Raw genomic sequence first — 17122 nt, forward strand, 5'->3', positions numbered from 1 at the left:
TGCGACAGTCTTACTGTACGTTGGCGCCAACGACTGTATCCCAGCCCTTGGTGATGACTTCCTTATAGGCTTCCTGTTCGGCGAGCGTCGGGAACACGGCCTTTTCATAGGCAGCGGCCGGCGGCAGCTTGTCGAGCAGTTCCTTCGGGATCTTGTTGTTCTTGGCAAGATCATTGAAGCGGATCGGATGGCAATAGCCCTTCAGCCAGCCGAGTTGACCTTCGTCGGAATAGAGGTATTCCATCCACAGCTTTGCGGCGTTCGGATGCGGAGCGTAGGCCGAAATTGCCTGGACGTAGACGCCGGCAACAACGCCCGTAGCCGGGATGACGACGTCGACCGGCGGGTTGCCGGCAAGCGTGTCACGGTCGGACAGCGCATTGTAGTCCCAACGCAGGATGATCGGGGTTGTGCCCTGGGCGAGCGGAGCCGACTTGCCGATGACCGGAACGAAATTGCCCTTGGCATTCAGTTCCTTGAAGAAGGCAAGGCCTGCTTCGCCGGACTTGGCAACGTCACCGGCAGCGCCCGAAAGGCCAGCTGCGAAAACGCCCGAAATCGCCTGGTTGGCAGTGCGCGGATCACCGGCAAGAGCCACCATGTTGGCGTATTCCGGTTTCAACAGGTCGGCCCAATCCTTCGGGCTTTCCTTGACGAGGTCCTTGTTCACTTCGAAGGCCATGACGCCGTAATAGTCGCCGTACCAGTAGCCGTCAGCATCCTTGGCTGTGTCCGGGATCGAATCCCAGGTCGCAACCTTGTACGGCTGGATCAGGCCTTCGGCCTTGGCGGACGGACCGAACGAGAGGCCGACGTCGATCACGTCAGGAGCCTGGTCGCCCTTGTTGTCCTTGTTGGCCTTGATGGCTTCGATTTCGTCGCCCGAGCCAGCGTCCGGGTTGAGTTCGTTCACGGTCAGGCCGTACTTGGCCTTGAAGCCCTCGATGACACCGCCGTAGCCGCACCAGTCGTGGGGCAGGGCGATGGTCGTCAGGGTGCCTTCTGCCTTGGCAGCGGCGATCAGTTCGGCGCTCGGCTCGGCAGCGGCGATGGCGGTCGATGCCATGACCATGGCGGTCGAAAGCGAAAGCAGGCGGCGCATGTGTGAAATCACTGGTCTTCTCCTTGTGGTTATATCAGTCAACTTCGATGAAGCTGATACTGGGGTCCTATGAAGCTTATGTGACAGGTGTTGTCTCCTTTGCGACCCTACGTTCGCAGGCGGAACACCTTCATTTCATTTTCAAAATTTACATTCGCCCGGGCGCTGGCGTTTTGTTGCATTCCTAAATTGCGGACCGTGGCGTCCCCGCGCCGGTCAAGCCGGCGCCACGTTCCGTACCACTTGCTCCTCCTAAAGCGGCTTTCGAAAAAGCCTCGTTGAATCAAACAGGCCTTCGAGCGTTTTCATGCGGTCATGCGTCTCGTCCCAGATGGAACTCTGCACGGCCTCGATCAGCGCTTCGACGGCAAAAAGGGTCACGACCGAACTGTCCCAGGCCGAAGGCGCCTCGATCTGGATGCGAAAGACGCGCCGCGCAGATTTGGCGATGGGCGAACTCCACTGGTCGGTAAACAGGATGATTTCGACGCCACGCTCGCGGGCGATGCGCGATAGCGTTTCCATCTCCTGCTCGTAGCGGCGGATGTCGAACATGATCAGGACGTCGCCCTTCTTCATGTCGAGCACGTAATGCGGCCAGGAGCTGGAATTGGAGGCGATCTGGGTGACGCCGGAGCGGATGACCTGAAGATGGGTGAAGAAATAGTCGGCAAGGGCGCGGGTGATGCGTCCGCCGACAAGATAGACATTGCGCTTGCGGTCGGCGATCATCGCGGCGGCGCCGTCAAACTCGGCCGTTTCCAGCTGCGCCAGCGTCGCGCGCAGATTGTTCATCGTCGCATCGGCGAAGCGGTTGAGGATATGCGTGCCCGGCGCATTGGCGGCCCAGCGGTCGTGCTTGCTGATCGGGTTGGAAATGGTTGCTTCGAGTTCCTGATGCAGCCGCGATTGAAAATCCGGGAAGCCGCGAAAGCCGATCTTCTGCACCATGCGGGCAACCGTCGGCGTCGACACGCCGGCATTCTCGGCCACAGTCGTGATGCTGCCGAGTCCGGAAACCGGATAGTTGTCGAGAAGCGTCGCTGCCAATTGTTTTTCCGCACGGGTGAGTACGGCAAAGTGGGCGTTGATCACATCCGACACCGTCATGGTGCCTGCGGTATTGGTCAAAATTCATCCCCCGGCTGGTCTCTGCCAGCTTTGTGACAGAGTAAACATCGCTGTCACAATTCGAGTCAATGGATTTTTTGAAGAGATCGTTTCAGATTCCGGTTGACACAGGTCAAAACGTGAAGAATTCTTTTCAGTATCGACGGTCAAGCGTGAGTTGAGGAAAATCACCGGCTGTTCGATTCTTGCTTCCACGTATGATTTCAGCGGCTTCCAGCCTGTCCGAGATATTCGTGGTGCCGATCAGGCAACCGGAAGGGGACCGGATTTGACGGGACTTTTGACAGAGGCGGATGGATCGCCCGTAGCAGTGGAAAACCCGGAGGCGTTGAGCCCGGTGCTGCTGGTCTGCGAACACGCCTCGCGCCACCTTCCGGAAAAGATGGGTTCGCTTGGGCTTTCCGAAGACGCTCTCAAAAGCCATATCGCCTGGGATCCCGGTGCGCTCGCCGTGTCGCAGCTTTTGGTCGAAAGTCTTGATGCAGCGCTGATCTACCAGCGTTTTTCGAGGTTGGTTTACGATTGCAACCGTCCGCCGGAGGCTGAAGCTGCCATGCCGCCCGTCAGCGAGATCTTTGAAATACCTGGCAATGCCGGGATTTCGGCCGCCGAACGTATGGCCCGTACGCAAGCACTTTATGTGCCTTTCACCAACACTCTCTCGGACTTCATCACCACGCGAAAGGCCGCCGGACGCCCGCCGGTCCTGATCACAATGCACACGTTCACGCCGGTTTATCACGGCAAGCAGCGCGACGTCGAAATCGGTATCCTGCATGACGAGGATAGCCGTCTGGCCGACGCGATGCTGGCTGCTGCCGGGAAAACGAAACGTTATGCGGTACGCCGGAACGAGCCCTATGGACCGGCAGACGGCGTGACGCATACTCTGATCCAGCATGGCTTGAAGAATGGCCTGCTCAACGTAATGATCGAGATCCGCAACGATCTCGTTTCAAATGAAATCGGCCAAAAGGTCATGGTCGATTATCTGACAGGCATCCTCGGCGAAAGCCTGTCTGCACTGTCGCAATAAAAAGACCTGGGGAGCGGCATGTCCGCGGAGACTGGTCCATGGGCTTCCATGGACAAACTGGCATTTCGGCATCTGGCAATACCGCCGGAGGCTGGCTGATACAGGGGAAAAACATGTCAGACTATTCAGATACCGATAAACATGAGGACATGAAGGTCCTCCATTCGATGGGCTATGCGCAAGAACTCGAACGGCGCATGAGTTCTTTCTCGAACTTTGCCGTTTCCTTCTCGATCATCTGCATTCTCTCCGGCGGCATCAACTCGCTCGCCCAGGCAACCTCGGGCGCGGGCGGTGCCGCGATCGGTATCGGCTGGCCGCTCGGCTGCTTCGTTTCTCTCGTCTTTGCCGTTGCCATGGCACAGATCAGCTCCGCCTATCCGACTGCCGGCGGCCTCTATCATTGGGGCTCCATCCTCGGCAACCGGTTCACCGGCTGGGTTACCGCCTGGTTCAATCTGCTCGGTCTCGTCACGGTTCTCGGCGCCATCAATGTCGGCACCTATTATTTCTTCATGGGGTCTTTCGGCACACCCTATTTCGGCCTGGAAGACACCACGACCATCCGTATCCTGTTTCTGGTCGTCATCACCGGCGCTCAGGCGATCGTCAACCATATGGGAATCGGGCTGACGGCCAAGCTTACGGACTTCTCCGGTTATCTGATCTTCGCAACGGCGATCGCGCTTTCGGTCGTGTGCCTGGCTGCTGCGGATACCTACGAGTTCGGCCGCCTATTCACCTTCTCCAACTATTCGGGCGAAGCCGGCGGCAATGTTTGGCCGGCAACGTCGGGCACCTGGGTGTTCCTGCTCGGCCTGCTCCTGCCGATCTATACGATCACCGGCTATGACGCTTCCGCCCATACGTCGGAAGAAACCGTCAAGGCGGCAACGTCGGTTCCGCGCGGTATGGTCTCTTCGGTTCTGTGGTCGGCTCTGTTCGGCTACATTATGCTGTGCAGCTTCGTTCTGCTGCTCCCCAGCATGGATGAGGCCGCCAAGCAGGGCTGGAACGTGTTCTTCTGGGCGATGGATACGCAGGTCAATTCGACCATCAAGGACATCCTCTACCTCGCCATCCTGGTCAGCCAATGGCTGTGCGGCCTGGCAACGGTGACGTCCGTTTCCCGCATGATCTTCGCCTTCTCGCGTGACGGTGGCCTGCCGGCCTCCAAGGCACTGGCAAAGGTCAGCCCGGCCTATCGCACGCCGGTTGCTGCGATCTGGACCGGCTCGATCCTGTCGGTGCTGTTCGTCTGGGGTTCGTCGCTTGTCACAATCGGCGAGACGCCGGTTTACACCATCGTCGTCTCCTGCACGGTCATCTTCCTGTTCTTCTCCTTCGCGATACCGATTACGCTGGGCCTCTTTGCCTGGGGAACGTCAAAGTGGGACAAGATGGGTCCGTGGAACCTCGGCGAAGGCGCGTTCAAGCTGTTTGCCGTTCTGACGATCCTCGCCATGATCCTGATCTTCGTGCTCGGCGTCCAGCCTCCGAACACTCCGGCCCTCTACGTGACCGTCGGCTTCCTGGTCCTGACCGGTATCGTCTGGTTCGGCTTTGAACGCCGCCGTTTCAAGGGCCCGCCGATCGGCGACGAAGTTGCGCGCCGCTCCGCTGAAATTGCAGCGGCCGAAAAGGCCGTTGGGCAGAGATGATCCAATAAGACAAGGTGGAAGCCGCGCTCTTGCGGCTTCCACCAGACGTCAATGGGACGCAGCCGCGCAAGGCCGCGTTACGATCAAGCACGGGATTTTTTGCAATGAGCGCGAGCTATTCGTTTGAAGAATTGAAGAAGGATGTTGCCGAAGGCCGCATCGATACGGTCCTGGCCTGCCAGGTCGACATGCAGGGACGCCTGATGGGCAAGCGCTTTCACGCGCAGTTCTTCGTCGATAGCGCCTGGGAAGAGACCCACAGCTGCAACTACCTCCTGGCGACCGACCTGGAAATGGAAACGGTCAGCGGCTACAAGTCGACTAGCTGGGAATCCGGCTATGGCGACTATACGATGAAGCCCGACCTCTCGACGCTTCGCCGCATCCCATGGCTGGAAGGCACGGCGCTGGTTCTGTGCGACATGCTCGACCATCATACCCACAAGGAAGTGCCACATTCGCCGCGCGCCATCCTGAAGCGTCAGATCGCCCGGCTGGAGGCCATGGGCCTCAAAGCCTATATGGCGACCGAACTCGAATTCTTCCTCTTCGACCAGAGCTATGACGCAGCACGCGAAAGCGGATATCGCAACCTCAAGCTCGCCAGCGGCTATAACGAAGACTACCATATCTTCCAGACGACCAAGGAAGAAGACGTGATGCGGGCAATCCGCAACGGGCTGCAGGGCGCGGGCATTCCGGTTGAAAACTCCAAGGGTGAGGCATCCGCCGGCCAGGAGGAGATCAATGTGCGCTACGCCGACGCACTGACCATGGCCGACCGGCACGTGATCATCAAGAACGGCTGCAAGGAAATCGCCTGGAGCAAGGGCAAGGCCATCACCTTCCTTGCCAAGTGGAACTACAATGCCGCCGGCTCGTCATCGCATATCCACCAGTCGCTCTGGAGCGCCGACGGCAAGACGCCGCAGTTCTTCGACAAGGAAGCCAAATATGGCATGTCGGAGATGATGCGCCATTACGTCGCCGGGCTTCTGACGCATGCGAGCGAAATTACCTATTTTCTGGCACCCTATATCAACTCCTACAAGCGGTTCATGGCCGGCACTTTCGCGCCGACCAAGGCCGTCTGGTCGAAGGACAACCGTACGGCCGGATACCGCCTCTGCGGCGAAGGTACCAAGGCGATCCGCATCGAATGCCGCGTCGGCGGCTCCGATATCAACCCTTACCTCGCCATGGCGGCACTGATTGCGGCCGGTATTGCCGGGATCGAGGCCAAGATGGAACTGGAACCGGCCTTCGTCGGCGATGCCTATGGCGGCAAGAACATCCGCGAAATTCCCGGCACGTTGCGCGATGCGACGCGGGCGATGAATTCGTCGAAGATGCTGCTCGACGCCTTCGGCGAGGATGTCATCGAACACTATACCCGCGCTGCCGAATGGGAGCAGGAGGAATATGACCGCCGCGTGACGGATTGGGAAGTTGCACGAGGATTCGAGCGGGCGTGAGATTATCACAACATGTTGCGAATAATTGATGATCCCTTTATGTTACTCGGATGGTCGAATTATTCGAAGGTCGAAGGCATGCTGAGTATTGATACTGCGTGGTTCCATCGACAACTTGAAGCGCGCAACCAGTCGGTACGAGCCCTTGCGCGCTTCATGGATATTGATGCGAGCGCAGTCTCCCGCATGCTGAAAGGTGAACGCAGAATGAGTGCGGAAGAACAGGACCGAATTGCCGATTTCTTCGGCCTCAGTCTTGAAGAGGTCGCGGCCCATCGACGGGGCGATGTTTCGGGCTTTTCCGAATCGAAACAGGAACCGTATTCGGCGGCGAGGGATGCCCGGCACGAGCCGCCGGTGAAGATGTTTACCGAAGCGGATGTTGTCTACAAGGACGGCAAACGCTGGATGGAAAGACCGGACGGAACCCTCCTGGAACTTCATCCGATTTTTGGATGCATGAAGGGGACAATGACGATTCCCGACGATCTGGATCTAACGGCTCCCGCTGATCCGGACTGGGGAAAAGTCTATGAGGACGACTGACGCTTATCTGTTAGACACCTGTGCCATGATTTGGGCTGCCCAGTTTTCGCCTATGAGCAACGAAGCAACCCTCTTGCTGAATGCCAAGCCTCCTGCGCAAAGGCAGTTGAATGTTTCAGCGATGTCGGCATGGGAAATCGGGATGCTGATTGCGAAAAGGCGTTTGCCGACGAAAAGGAATGCGCTGAGCTGGTTTGCGGATTTTGTGAAAGATGCTGACGTGGCCGTGTTGGATGTAACGCCTCAATTGCTAGTGGAGTCATCCTTCCTGCCCACGCCAGTTCACAACGATCCGACGGATCGCATTCTCATCGCGACGGCCCGCGAATATGACCTGACCATTATCACCCGTGACCGCGCGATCCTCGCCTATGGCGCCGCCGGTCACGTCAAGACACTTGCCTGTTAGGCTTTTGGAGTGAACAACGAATGACCATGATCCAATGCATTTCCCCGGTGAACGGGGAGGTTTACGCGGAACGGCCGGCGGTTGATGCCGCCGTCGCTTCGGCGAACGTTGCGCGTGCGCGTGCGGCGCAGAAAAGCTGGGCCAAGCGGCCAATCGAGGACCGCGTCAAGCTGGTGCTGGCGGGTGTTGCCCGCCTCAACGAGATGGTCGACGAGGTCGTGCCGGAGCTTGCCTGGCAGATGGGACGTCCGATCCGTTACGGTGGTGAATTCCGCGGCTTCAACGAGCGCTCCAACTACGTAGCAACGATTGCCGCCGATGCACTGGCGCCGATCATTGTCGAGGACAGCGCCAGTTTCGAGCGCCGGATCGAGCGCGTCGCCCACGGCGTCGTCTTCGTCATTGCGCCCTGGAACTATCCCTATATGACCGCGATCAACACGGTGGCGCCAGCGCTGATGGCGGGCAATACCGTGATCATCAAGCATGCCAGCCAGACGATCCTGGTCGGCGAACGCATGGTGCGCGCCTTTGTCGAGGCTGGCGTTCCCGAAGACGTGTTCCAGAACATCTTCCTTGACCACGCAACGACCTCGCAGCTGATTGCGGCAAAGAGCTTCGATTTCGTCAACTTCACCGGTTCGGTCGAGGGCGGCCGGTCCATCGAGCGGGCAGCGGCCGGTACGTTCACCGGTCTTGGCCTCGAGCTCGGCGGCAAGGATCCAGGCTATGTCATGGAAGACGCCGATCTCGATGCAGCCGTCGATACGCTGATGGACGGCGCGATGTTCAATTCCGGGCAGTGCTGCTGCGGCATCGAGCGCATCTATGTCAACGAAAACCTCTACGACGATTTCATCGAGAAAGCCGTCGCTTTTGCCTCTGCCTACAAGCTTGGCAATCCGCTGGAGCAGGAAACCTCGCTCGGGCCGATGGCGCACAAGCGTTTTGCCGCCGAAGTGCGCGCGCAGACCGCTGAAGCTGTTGCCAAGGGTGCCAAGGCGCTGGTCGATCCAAAACTGTTTCCGCAGGATGATGGCGGCGCCTATCTCGCCCCGCAGGTTTTGGTCGATGTCGATCACTCGATGAAGGTGATGACCGAAGAAAGCTTTGGCCCGATTGTCGGCATCATGAAGGTGAAGAACGACGCTGAAGCGCTGGCATTGATGAACGATTGCAAATACGGCCTGACCACCTCGCTCTGGACCAAGGACCCGGAGCGGGCTGCCCGGATCGGCAACGATCTCGAAACCGGCACCGTGTTCATGAACCGAGCCGACTATCTCGACCCGGCATTGTGCTGGACTGGTGTCAAGGAAACCGGCCGTGGCGGCTCGCTGTCGGTCATCGGTTTCCAGAACCTGACCCGCCCGAAATCCTACCATCTGAAGAAAGCCTGAACCATGACCATCACTGCCAACTGGAGCTACCCGACATCCATCAAGTTCGGCGCAGGCCGGATCAAGGAGCTTGCCGATCATTGCAAGGCGCTCGGCATCAAGAAGCCTTTGCTGATCACCGACCGTGGTCTGGCGCCGATGCCGATCACCCAGAATGCGCTCGATATCCTTGACGCTGCCGGTCTTGGCCGCGCGCTGTTTGCCGATGTCGACAGCAATCCGACCGACGTCAATCTCGATGCCGGCGTGAAAGCCTTCAAGACCGGCGGCCATGACGGCGTCATCGCTTTCGGCGGCGGTTCGGGCCTTGATCTGGGCAAGTGCGTCGCCTTCATGGCCGGGCAAAGCCGCCCGGTCTGGGATTTCGAGGATGTCGGCGACTGGTGGACGCGTGCCAGCGTCGAGGGCATCGCGCCGATCATCGCTGTGCCGACCACAGCCGGTACCGGTTCGGAAGTCGGCCGCGCCTCGGTCATCACCAATTCGCAGACGCATACGAAGAAGGTGATCTTCCATCCGAAGTTCCTGCCTGCCGTCACCATCTGCGATCCGGAACTGACGGTCGGCATGCCGAAGATCATCACGGCCGGCACCGGCATGGATGCCTTTGCCCATTGCCTGGAAGCCTATTCCTCGCCGTTCTACCATCCGATGTCGGCTGGTATCGCGCTTGAAGGCCTTCGCCTCGTCAAGGAATATCTGCCGCGCGCCTACAAGGACGGCACGGATATCGAAGCCCGCGCCAACATGATGTCGGCCGCGGCCATGGGGGCTGTTGCCTTCCAGAAGGGGCTCGGCGCCATCCACTCGCTGTCGCATCCGGTCGGCGCCATCTACAACACCCATCACGGCATGACCAATGCCGTCGTCATGCCGCCGGTGCTGCGCTTCAACCGCCCGGCGATCGAGGCCAAAATCGGCCTGGCGGCTGCCTATCTCGGCATTTCCGGCGGCTTCGATGGTTTCTACGATTATGTGCTGAAGCTGCGCGAAGGACTCGGCGTGCCGGACAAGCTGTCGGCGCTCGGCGTCGGCACCGACCGCATCGATGAAATGGCAGTAATGGCAATCGTCGATCCAACGGCCGGCGGCAATCCGGTCGAGTTGACGCTCGATTCTGCCAAGAAATTGTTTCTCGAGTGCATTTAAAAAGGATTCCAGGTTAATGCTTCTTTCGTTTCGATACGTGATGGTTGCTACGATAGCGTTAGCGTCTTGCTTGCCGGATGTTGCCAACGCCGAATCCTTTACTGCTTTGTCAAAACAAGGCTATTCTGTTGGAAAGCTTGGCCAGGGAAAGTCCGGCGCCTTGGGCTGGGCTGTCTCTAGCAACAGCAAGCGGTTCTTTTGCAAGATGAAGGTGAGCATGGCGTATTCCGGTAAGAGCGGGATGGTCAGTTTCACGGCGAGCGGAAGGATGGTTAAAATCGATCGTGCCGTGTTCGAGTCCACTATCGGTGGCCATGATCCGACGATTCCCCAGCTGGCCGATCTGAAGGCGGGCCGCGTGCAGCCCAAATACGTCGGATCATGCAATCCGGTTTAATGGCGCTCGCCAAGACGTCATGATCAATGCTTTCGTTATACCGCTGGGCAGACTTGCCTTCGTTAAAGCGGTCTTGTTTTTTCGAATGGAGCCGGCATGCGATGCCGGCTCCATTTTCATTTTCCGGCTAATAAAATCACATCATGAAAACTACTAGTTTCCCTTGTGTGCTTTTGTCGTAAAATCGTCATTGAAATGTCATGGAACACGCTATTTCTGAGCGTTCGTTTGCTCTTCGTTAATCGTGTTTTGCAAGGCTTCGTGTTTGAGGATGCTCTTCCGCGAATGGAGGCGGCGAGAAGCGATGGCAGCTCCGGCATGCCGGCGGGAATGATATGGCTGTAATTTCAATTGCAAACGCCAAGGGTGGGGCTGGAAAGACCACTGTCGCATTGCTTCTTGCGATGGAATTTGCGCACAGGGGCGAGAAGGTCGTGATCTTTGATTGCGATCCAATGGCGTTTGCAGCCAAATGGCACCGGTTGCGCGGCGGGGTTGACGCGATCTCGGTGGTGACCGGCATCACATTCGCCAATCTCGGCAGCAACCTGCGTGCGCAACAGGGGCAGAGCGCCCATATCATCATCGACCTGTCCGGTGCGCGCGACGCGCTGATCGCGCTGACGGCAGGCTTGTCCGACCTCGTTCTCGTTCCCGTGCAGGGGTGCGCCATGGATGCGCAGGGAGCTGCCCATGTGCTTGATCTGATCGGGCAGGTCGAAACCAATGCCCATAGCGATATCAATTATGCAGTGGTGCTGACCCGCGTCAGCTCATTCGTGACGACGCGCGCTATGCGCAGTGTCAAGGCGCTTCTGGCCAGCCGCAACATAAACCTTCTGGACACGCCGATCATCGAACGCAGCGCCTATCGCGATATGTTCGAGCATGGGGGGACGCTCTATACGATCGACCCGGCCAAGGTGAGCAATCTTGCCAAGGCGCAGCGGAACATGCAGGCTCTGGTGCTCGACGTTCGGCATTTTCTGGGCACGCCATCCTATCCGCAATCGAGCGGGCCTTTTGCTCGCATGTGCCACAAGACGCTGGCGGGCAGCCCTTTGTCTGTGAGCACGGCCGAGCCTTCTTTTGCCGTCCGCGCCGCACTGCCGCTTTGATGTGATAAAGTGCCGGTCATCGGTGTGTCTTCTCAATTTCCGAATATGTCCGTCGCCGGTTTCGGGTGAGTTTCCGTGTCTGGCGGCAGGGCAATCGTTAATTCTCGGGAGGGGCGCATTCAGTCTTTGTTAACCACGATCTGAAAGGTTTGGTTAATCGAAGCGCGATGTGATCTGCGTTCTCCGGGAGCCATGCAGGGGCTCTAACCTTTCAGACAGGAACAGACATGCCAGTCATTACATTCGCAAATACCAAGGGTGGAGCGGGCAAGACGACCGCTGCGCTGATCCTGGCGACAGAACTGGCGCGCAACGGCGCCCGTGTCACCATTCTCGATGCCGACCCGCAGCACTGGATTTCCCATTGGCACGACATTTCGGGCAAGGTACCGAATATCGAGGTGATCTCCTATGTGACGATGGCGTCGATCCAGACGCATATCAACGATAACAGGGCAAAGACCGACTATTTCATCATCGATCTCGCCGGTGCGCGCAACACACTGATGGCAACCGCCATTGGACTTTCCGATCATGTGATGATTCCGATCCAGGGCTGTGCCATGGATGCCAAGGGCGGCGCTCAGGTGCTGGAATTGCTCGCTTATCTCGAAGAGAAGGCCGGTATCCGCATCAATCACTCCGTCGTATTGACGCGCGTCAACTCGCTGGTGACGACCCGGGCCCTACAGGTGGTCAAGCAGTTGCTCTCCGAGCGTTCCGTGCCGGTGCTTGATACGCCGATAATCGAGCGCGCGGCTTTCCGCGATATCTTCGATTGTGGTGGCACTCTGCAGACGATGGACGCGATGCGGGTCAGCAATCTCGATAAGGCCTGTCAGAACGCCCGCGCTTTCGGCGACGAAGTGCGTAGGCTCGTTCCACTCAGGCTGACCGGCAGCATGCGCCGCGCTGCTTGAGGGTCTACTAGCCATCACACATTTCAAACGCCGCGCTTCTTCGCGCGGCGTTTTTGTATCCGCTATTAAAACCTGCGGTCGATGAAATGCTTGGCCTGTGCGCCGGCGTGATAGAAGGCCGATTTGACGCCGCGCAACGGATCGGGAGTGACTGGCGTTTCGGCCAGCGGAAGCGCGTTGGGCTCGCCCATGACGTGGTTTGCCAGTGCGCGGCCGAAGACCGTACCGGGTGCGATGCCGCGGCCGTTATAGCCGCTGACGGAAAAGACGTTCGGGGCCATCACGTGCATCTGCGGCAGGTTGTTCGTCGTCATGCCGATGCGGCCGTCCCACCAGTATTCGAAGCGGAAATTGCCGAGTGCCGGAAACAGCTTTCGCAGCGAGCGCTCGGCAAAGGCGCGGTGGGTGCCTTCGGCGAGTGCATCCAGGCGGCCGACGCTGCCGAAGATCAGGCGGTTCTGCTGATCCATCCGGAACGAGGTCATGACCAGCCCTGTGTCCCAGCAACCCTGGCGTTCGGGCAGGATGGTGCGGGCGATGTTGTCGGAGAGCGGGTTCGTCGCGAACTGGAAGTAGGGCAGGATCGTCAGTTCCTGGGTATAGGACGTCCATGGCGTTTGGGCGAGCATATCACCATAGGCGTTGGTGGCGACGATAACGGATTTGGCGGTGATGGTGCCGCCACCGACCGTCAGCTTCCAGAGGTCGCCCTTGCGTTCTGCGGAGCGCAGCGGCGTTTCGGTATAGATCGGGGCTCCGGCTGCAAGGGCGGCGCGGGCAAGGCCTCGGGCATAGGCCAGCGGCTGGATCGTTCCAGCCCGCCGGTCGAGCAGTGCGCCGGCAAAACCGGCTGCGCCAGTCAACGACTTGGCGCGATCGGCACTGACTACCTCGACAGGTGCCCCAAACGTCTTCCACTGCCGCTCGCGGTCCTGGATGTCCTTCAGCCCCTCCGCTCCGACGGCGAGATGCAGCGTGCCATTACGCACGGCTTCACAGGCAATGCCGTGCTGTTCGACAAGCTGATAAACCAAGGAAGGACCGTCGCCGAGTTCCGTCAACAGACGCTTACCGACGTCCGCTCCCAGCGTGGCGATCAAGTCTTCCGGCTTGGTCCACATGCCGGCATTGACAAGCCCAACATTGCGGCCGGAGCCGCCAAAGCCGATCATCTTCGCTTCCGCTATAGCAACGGTGACGCCCTTTTGCGCCAGGTGAAGAGCTGCCGAAAGTCCTGTGAAGCCGCCGCCGATAATCGCCACATCGACGCGGATATCCCCCGTGAGCGGACCTGTGCCGGGAGCCGCCGGTGCCGTTGCATGCCAGAGATTGGGAAGGGAGCGTTCGGCAGCCATTTCGGCATTCCTTATCTGTCGGAATTGGTCTTTCAGTTTTCCGACAGATAAAGCATTGCGGCAATGTTTTTTAATGACAAAATCTGATCAAGTCATGAAGCCGCGGGGATGTTGCCGGGTTTGATCCGGCGGAGGGGCCGCGGTGCCTCCAAGCTCCGCGCCGCGACCCCGATTCCGTTTGCGTGCCAAAGTCCGTCTTCTCGAAAAGAATTTTCAATATTGCTTTGACCGGGTCGACTGGCCGAGCCGGAAATGATTACGTGTTGAAAGTGCCCAAGATACGGTTCTGAACGCACCTCAGACGTTTTCATTTTCAACGGCTTTCGGCTTTCGTCACTCCCCCAAATGGGGGAGAATCCCATAATTTTTAAGGGTTTTTAGTCGATGAATTCGACCGTCGTTCCGACGCTTACCATTTTGGCAAGTTCCGTCGCGTCCCAGTTGGTAAGGCGTACGCAGCCGTGACTCTGGGTTTTACCAATCTTGGACGGTTCCGGGGTTCCGTGGATACCATAGGTGGGCTTCGACAGCGCGATCCAGACCGTACCGACGGGGCCGTTCGGTCCGGGCTGCAGGGTCAGGACCTTGTCGTTCTCGCCCTGTTTGAAATTGATTTTCGGATTATAGGTATAACCGGGATTAAGCGCGATGCGATCGACCTGCACGGTACCTGAGGGCGATGGCGTATCAGAGGAGCCGATCGTTGCCGGGTAGGCGGCAACCAGCGTGCCCGCTTCGTCATAAGCAAACACTTGCTTTCGATACTTGTCGGCGACGATGCGGCTGACCTTGCCCGTCTTGACCTCGCCCGGATTGATCACCTTGATGATTGTGCCGGGAATGGTGAAATCGATGCCTGGGTTCAGCTCACGCAGATAGGCCTCGTCCATGTGGAATTTTTCACCCAGCATTTCCGTCGTCGATGTAAACGACAGGTGTGGCAAGACGGCCTTGTGGGCATAGTCTTCCGGAATGGAGGCGACATAGGGACCGGCCGCATCGGCTGCCGTGATCGTATAGGTGGTGATCGGCAGGCCGCCGGTAAAGCGCAGCCGCTCAAGAATATCATCGGTATTGTTTGGATCCAGCGTCTCGCCGGTGGCCTTCTGCCATGCTTCGATGGCCTTGGTGACATTCGATCCCGTCTTGCCGTCGATCACGCCCGGAGAAAAACCTTCCCGGTCGAGAAATACTTGCAGCGCGGTGATTTCGGCGCTCGATTTCTTGGTAATTCGCGTTGCCGCGGGCAGAGGCTCGCGCTGCGGCGCTGCATCTTCCGGCGGCAGGGCCGCCATGTCGTTTTCGTCCGGCGGCGAATACATTCCGTCCGGCAGTTGCTCGCGCTCGACGCTTCGCGGTGTGGTCTCCCTGAAATCTGGGATCGACCCGGTCACGTCGCCAGGCTCCGAATAACCCTGATCGGTAAAGGCCGGGTCGGAGTAGCCGTAGTCCGGATTGGTGTAGACATCTCGGTTTCGCGGGCGCGGGCGTTGTGCATCGCGCTGCTGCCGGCCGGATCCCATCACTGTCGCGACGACATTGCCCCACGCATCGACCAGAACGGTGCGGCCGCGGCTGTCGCGCGTCATCCGCACGTCGCCTGATTCGGGGGTGTAATCGAGGATTTCACCTTGTGGTGTCACCAGCACCGCATTGGCGGGCAGGCGGCCAAAGCCTTCCTGCGCCTTGGCGGCAGAGGCAAGTGCAAGCACGCTGGCAGCGGCAAAAAGGGCAAAGCCGGTTCTGGAAACGAACGTCACGATGAAACCTGTTGTCTGGCAGTTGAACTCGGGGCGTACAAATCAAATGGGACGGTAATATGAATAAACTGAATTCATTATGAACAGTTCCCTAAAATCCATCTAATTCGGTAACTTGCCGGTTTCAAGGAGGTGATACTGCGCCGTGTTTGCGTTAGCCTTGATGTAGAGGACGATCGATTCCCTCACATCAGGATTTTTGTCAATGGTTCATTCTATTGGCATCAAATTTCTCCTTCGCAGTCGGATCCACGGTCTGAGCCCATAGCAATTACCGGCCCGTTTTCGGGCCTGTACAACCTCACATCCGGTCGCCGCGTCCGCGGCTGCACCAATTTCCCGCTTTCGCGGGCACGGGCTCAGGAGAACGGGACCAATCTCAAGATCGGCGGTTAAGGCCAAAAGTAATCCCGGTCCGTTCACCTGGATCCGTCAGGGCTGATCAGGCCCTGAGGATTAGATTTTGCATTCCATAGCCGCGTGCTTCACGCGGCTTTCATGATCGCACCTTCGATTACGACGCCGGAAGTCACGTACTTCCAGAGTGCAACAAGCAACTTACGGGCCAAGGCCACGATCATCGGCTTTTTGAGGCGACCGCTGTTGCGGGCGATGCGCTCCTTGAACCAGCAGGTCAGCGCCGAGCTCGGTTGATGGCGGAGCCATAACCAGGCGAGCTCGACCATTGTCGCTCGCAGGCGCGGATTTCCCGCTTTCGATACACCTTGGTCGCGATTGACGTTGCCGCTTTGCCAAGGGGAGGGGGCGAGGCCCGCGTAAGATACGATTTGCCGCCGATTATCGAAGTGTCGGAACAAACCTTCCGTGTAGAGTATCGTCGCGAACTCGGGACCAATTCCTCTGACCTTCAAAAGCGCGACCGCTCTTGCCGGCGTTTCCGGTGTCTCGCAGACGATCAACGCATCTCGCTCTGCTTCCACGGCCTTGATTTGCGTTAGCAGCAATTCTAGACGATCGAGTTCTCTGCAAATTTCGGCTTCGAGATGCTTGGACAGCACTCTGCCATCTCCAGTTCGAAGCTCGTCCAGACGCTGACGGCGATCCCGACGTAAAGGCTCGTAATCTCGTATTCCTTGTGTGAAGAGCAGCCCCTTGATGCGATTGACGTGAAAGACACGTTCCGCAATCAGGGTTTTCCGCTCCCGCCCAAGTCGACGGTTGTCGTCCTCTTCGGGGGTGAGAAGTTTGACCATCGAGCACGCCCGCGGCTCGCCTCGTTTCCAAGCCATCAAGGCGCGTATAAGTGTTTCGCCGTCGATGCGATCCGTCTTTGCCCGACGATGGCGGCGTGGCATGGCAATAGATGCAGCTTCCACAATATGGCTCTCGATCCAGGCTTCCTTGCTGAGAACGCGCCCCAGCCAGAAGCCATCAAGGCCGGCCTCCTGGATCACCACCAGCGGATAAAGCTTGTCCTTACGGCGCTGGGCTTTCTGGCGAAGGGCGGCAAAACACGAGAACAAGCCGGCGATATCGCCTCCGGTAACTGTATGGCGAGACATCTTTTCACTTCCCGGCGATAGAGCTGTCACGAGCCATGTCGATTTGCTCAATTCCAACGAGACGAAAATTGCTCCAAGATCGATGAGAGTAGCGGTCTGTGCTTGAGTTTGATCTGCTGTCATCGGCATGATTGGCCTCC

General features: G+C 58.4%; 15 protein-coding genes. 10 read left to right on the top strand and 5 right to left on the bottom strand.

What is annotated here, in order from left to right:
- Positions 1–10: 10 nt before the first annotated feature.
- A complete protein-coding gene (locus ACP7E0_RS02090) occupies positions 11–1114 on the bottom strand; it encodes an ABC transporter substrate-binding protein (protein WP_426122641.1) in 1104 nt (367 codons plus the stop codon).
- Between the two features lie 240 nt (positions 1115–1354).
- On the bottom strand, positions 1355–2212 hold the full coding sequence (locus ACP7E0_RS02095) for a MurR/RpiR family transcriptional regulator (RefSeq protein WP_426123027.1): 858 nt from the start codon (positions 2210–2212) through the stop codon (positions 1355–1357).
- 289 nt (positions 2213–2501) lie between these two features.
- On the opposite strand from ACP7E0_RS02095, the gene ACP7E0_RS02100 reads away from it, so the two are divergent.
- From ACP7E0_RS02100 to ACP7E0_RS02145, 10 genes are all read left to right on the top strand, one after another.
- Positions 2502–3269, top strand: coding sequence for an N-formylglutamate amidohydrolase (locus tag ACP7E0_RS02100; protein WP_426122642.1), 768 nt, complete (start codon positions 2502–2504; stop codon positions 3267–3269).
- Between the two features lie 113 nt (positions 3270–3382).
- Positions 3383–4930, top strand: a complete 1548-nt coding sequence (locus ACP7E0_RS02105; protein WP_426122644.1) for an amino acid permease — start codon at positions 3383–3385, stop codon at positions 4928–4930.
- Between the two features lie 104 nt (positions 4931–5034).
- Positions 5035–6405, top strand: coding sequence for a glutamine synthetase family protein (locus ACP7E0_RS02110; RefSeq protein WP_426122646.1), 1371 nt, complete (start codon positions 5035–5037; stop codon positions 6403–6405).
- Between the two features lie 78 nt (positions 6406–6483).
- Positions 6484–6951, top strand: coding sequence for a helix-turn-helix domain-containing protein (locus ACP7E0_RS02115; protein WP_426122647.1), 468 nt, complete (start codon positions 6484–6486; stop codon positions 6949–6951).
- Positions 6938–7360 carry a type II toxin-antitoxin system VapC family toxin gene (locus ACP7E0_RS02120; RefSeq protein ID WP_426122649.1) on the top strand — a complete coding sequence of 141 codons (423 nt, stop codon included), beginning with the start codon at positions 6938–6940 and terminating at the stop codon, positions 7358–7360. The genes ACP7E0_RS02115 and ACP7E0_RS02120 overlap by 14 nt, the downstream gene beginning before the upstream one ends.
- Positions 7361–7380: 20 nt before the next feature.
- Entirely contained in the window at positions 7381–8760 is a 1380-nt protein-coding gene (locus tag ACP7E0_RS02125; protein WP_426122650.1) for an aldehyde dehydrogenase family protein, read from the top strand.
- Between the two features lie 3 nt (positions 8761–8763).
- Complete coding sequence (locus ACP7E0_RS02130; protein ID WP_426122651.1) at positions 8764–9909, top strand: iron-containing alcohol dehydrogenase; 1146 nt, start codon at positions 8764–8766, stop codon at positions 9907–9909.
- A gap of 16 nt (positions 9910–9925) precedes the next feature.
- Positions 9926–10306: a hypothetical protein gene (locus ACP7E0_RS02135; protein ID WP_426122653.1), complete on the top strand. Its 381-nt coding sequence runs from the start codon at positions 9926–9928 to the stop codon at positions 10304–10306.
- 335 nt (positions 10307–10641) lie between these two features.
- Positions 10642–11424: an AAA family ATPase gene (locus ACP7E0_RS02140; RefSeq protein WP_426122655.1), complete on the top strand. Its 783-nt coding sequence runs from the start codon at positions 10642–10644 to the stop codon at positions 11422–11424.
- A 227-nt stretch (positions 11425–11651) separates the two neighbouring features.
- A complete protein-coding gene (locus ACP7E0_RS02145; protein ID WP_426122656.1) occupies positions 11652–12344 on the top strand; it encodes an AAA family ATPase in 693 nt (230 codons plus the stop codon).
- Between the two features lie 65 nt (positions 12345–12409).
- Here ACP7E0_RS02145 and ACP7E0_RS02150 read toward each other — a convergent pair whose 3' ends face one another.
- The 3 genes from ACP7E0_RS02150 to ACP7E0_RS02160 form a co-directional block, all read right to left on the bottom strand.
- Positions 12410–13699, bottom strand: coding sequence for an NAD(P)/FAD-dependent oxidoreductase (locus ACP7E0_RS02150; RefSeq protein ID WP_426122658.1), 1290 nt, complete (start codon positions 13697–13699; stop codon positions 12410–12412).
- A 377-nt stretch (positions 13700–14076) separates the two neighbouring features.
- Positions 14077–15459, bottom strand: a complete 1383-nt coding sequence (locus tag ACP7E0_RS02155; RefSeq protein WP_426122659.1) for a L,D-transpeptidase family protein — start codon at positions 15457–15459, stop codon at positions 14077–14079.
- A gap of 485 nt (positions 15460–15944) precedes the next feature.
- Positions 15945–17111, bottom strand: a complete 1167-nt coding sequence (locus ACP7E0_RS02160) for an IS110 family transposase (protein ID WP_426122661.1) — start codon at positions 17109–17111, stop codon at positions 15945–15947.
- Positions 17112–17122: the final 11 nt, after the last annotated feature.

The sequence above is a fragment of the Pararhizobium sp. PWRC1-1 genome (assembly GCF_049897905.1).
GTDB lineage: Bacteria > Pseudomonadota > Alphaproteobacteria > Rhizobiales > Rhizobiaceae > Pararhizobium.

Excerpts from the sequence above, each read along its gene's own strand:
- ACP7E0_RS02110 (WP_426122646.1), top strand. The coding sequence starts at position 5,035 with ATGAGCGCGAGCTATTCGTTTGAAGAATTGAAGAAGGATGTTGCCGAA.
- ACP7E0_RS02150 (WP_426122658.1), bottom strand. The coding sequence starts at position 13,699 with ATGGCTGCCGAACGCTCCCTTCCCAATCTCTGGCATGCAACGGCACCG.
- ACP7E0_RS02125 (WP_426122650.1), top strand. The coding sequence starts at position 7,381 with ATGACCATGATCCAATGCATTTCCCCGGTGAACGGGGAGGTTTACGCG.
- ACP7E0_RS02145 (WP_426122656.1), top strand. The coding sequence starts at position 11,652 with ATGCCAGTCATTACATTCGCAAATACCAAGGGTGGAGCGGGCAAGACG.
- ACP7E0_RS02095 (WP_426123027.1), bottom strand. The coding sequence starts at position 2,212 with ATGACGGTGTCGGATGTGATCAACGCCCACTTTGCCGTACTCACCCGT.
- ACP7E0_RS02105 (WP_426122644.1), top strand. The coding sequence starts at position 3,383 with ATGTCAGACTATTCAGATACCGATAAACATGAGGACATGAAGGTCCTC.
- ACP7E0_RS02130 (WP_426122651.1), top strand. The coding sequence starts at position 8,764 with ATGACCATCACTGCCAACTGGAGCTACCCGACATCCATCAAGTTCGGC.
- ACP7E0_RS02135 (WP_426122653.1), top strand. The coding sequence starts at position 9,926 with ATGCTTCTTTCGTTTCGATACGTGATGGTTGCTACGATAGCGTTAGCG.
- ACP7E0_RS02115 (WP_426122647.1), top strand. The coding sequence starts at position 6,484 with ATGCTGAGTATTGATACTGCGTGGTTCCATCGACAACTTGAAGCGCGC.
- ACP7E0_RS02160 (WP_426122661.1), bottom strand. The coding sequence starts at position 17,111 with ATGCCGATGACAGCAGATCAAACTCAAGCACAGACCGCTACTCTCATC.
- ACP7E0_RS02140 (WP_426122655.1), top strand. The coding sequence starts at position 10,642 with ATGGCTGTAATTTCAATTGCAAACGCCAAGGGTGGGGCTGGAAAGACC.
- ACP7E0_RS02120 (WP_426122649.1), top strand. The coding sequence starts at position 6,938 with ATGAGGACGACTGACGCTTATCTGTTAGACACCTGTGCCATGATTTGG.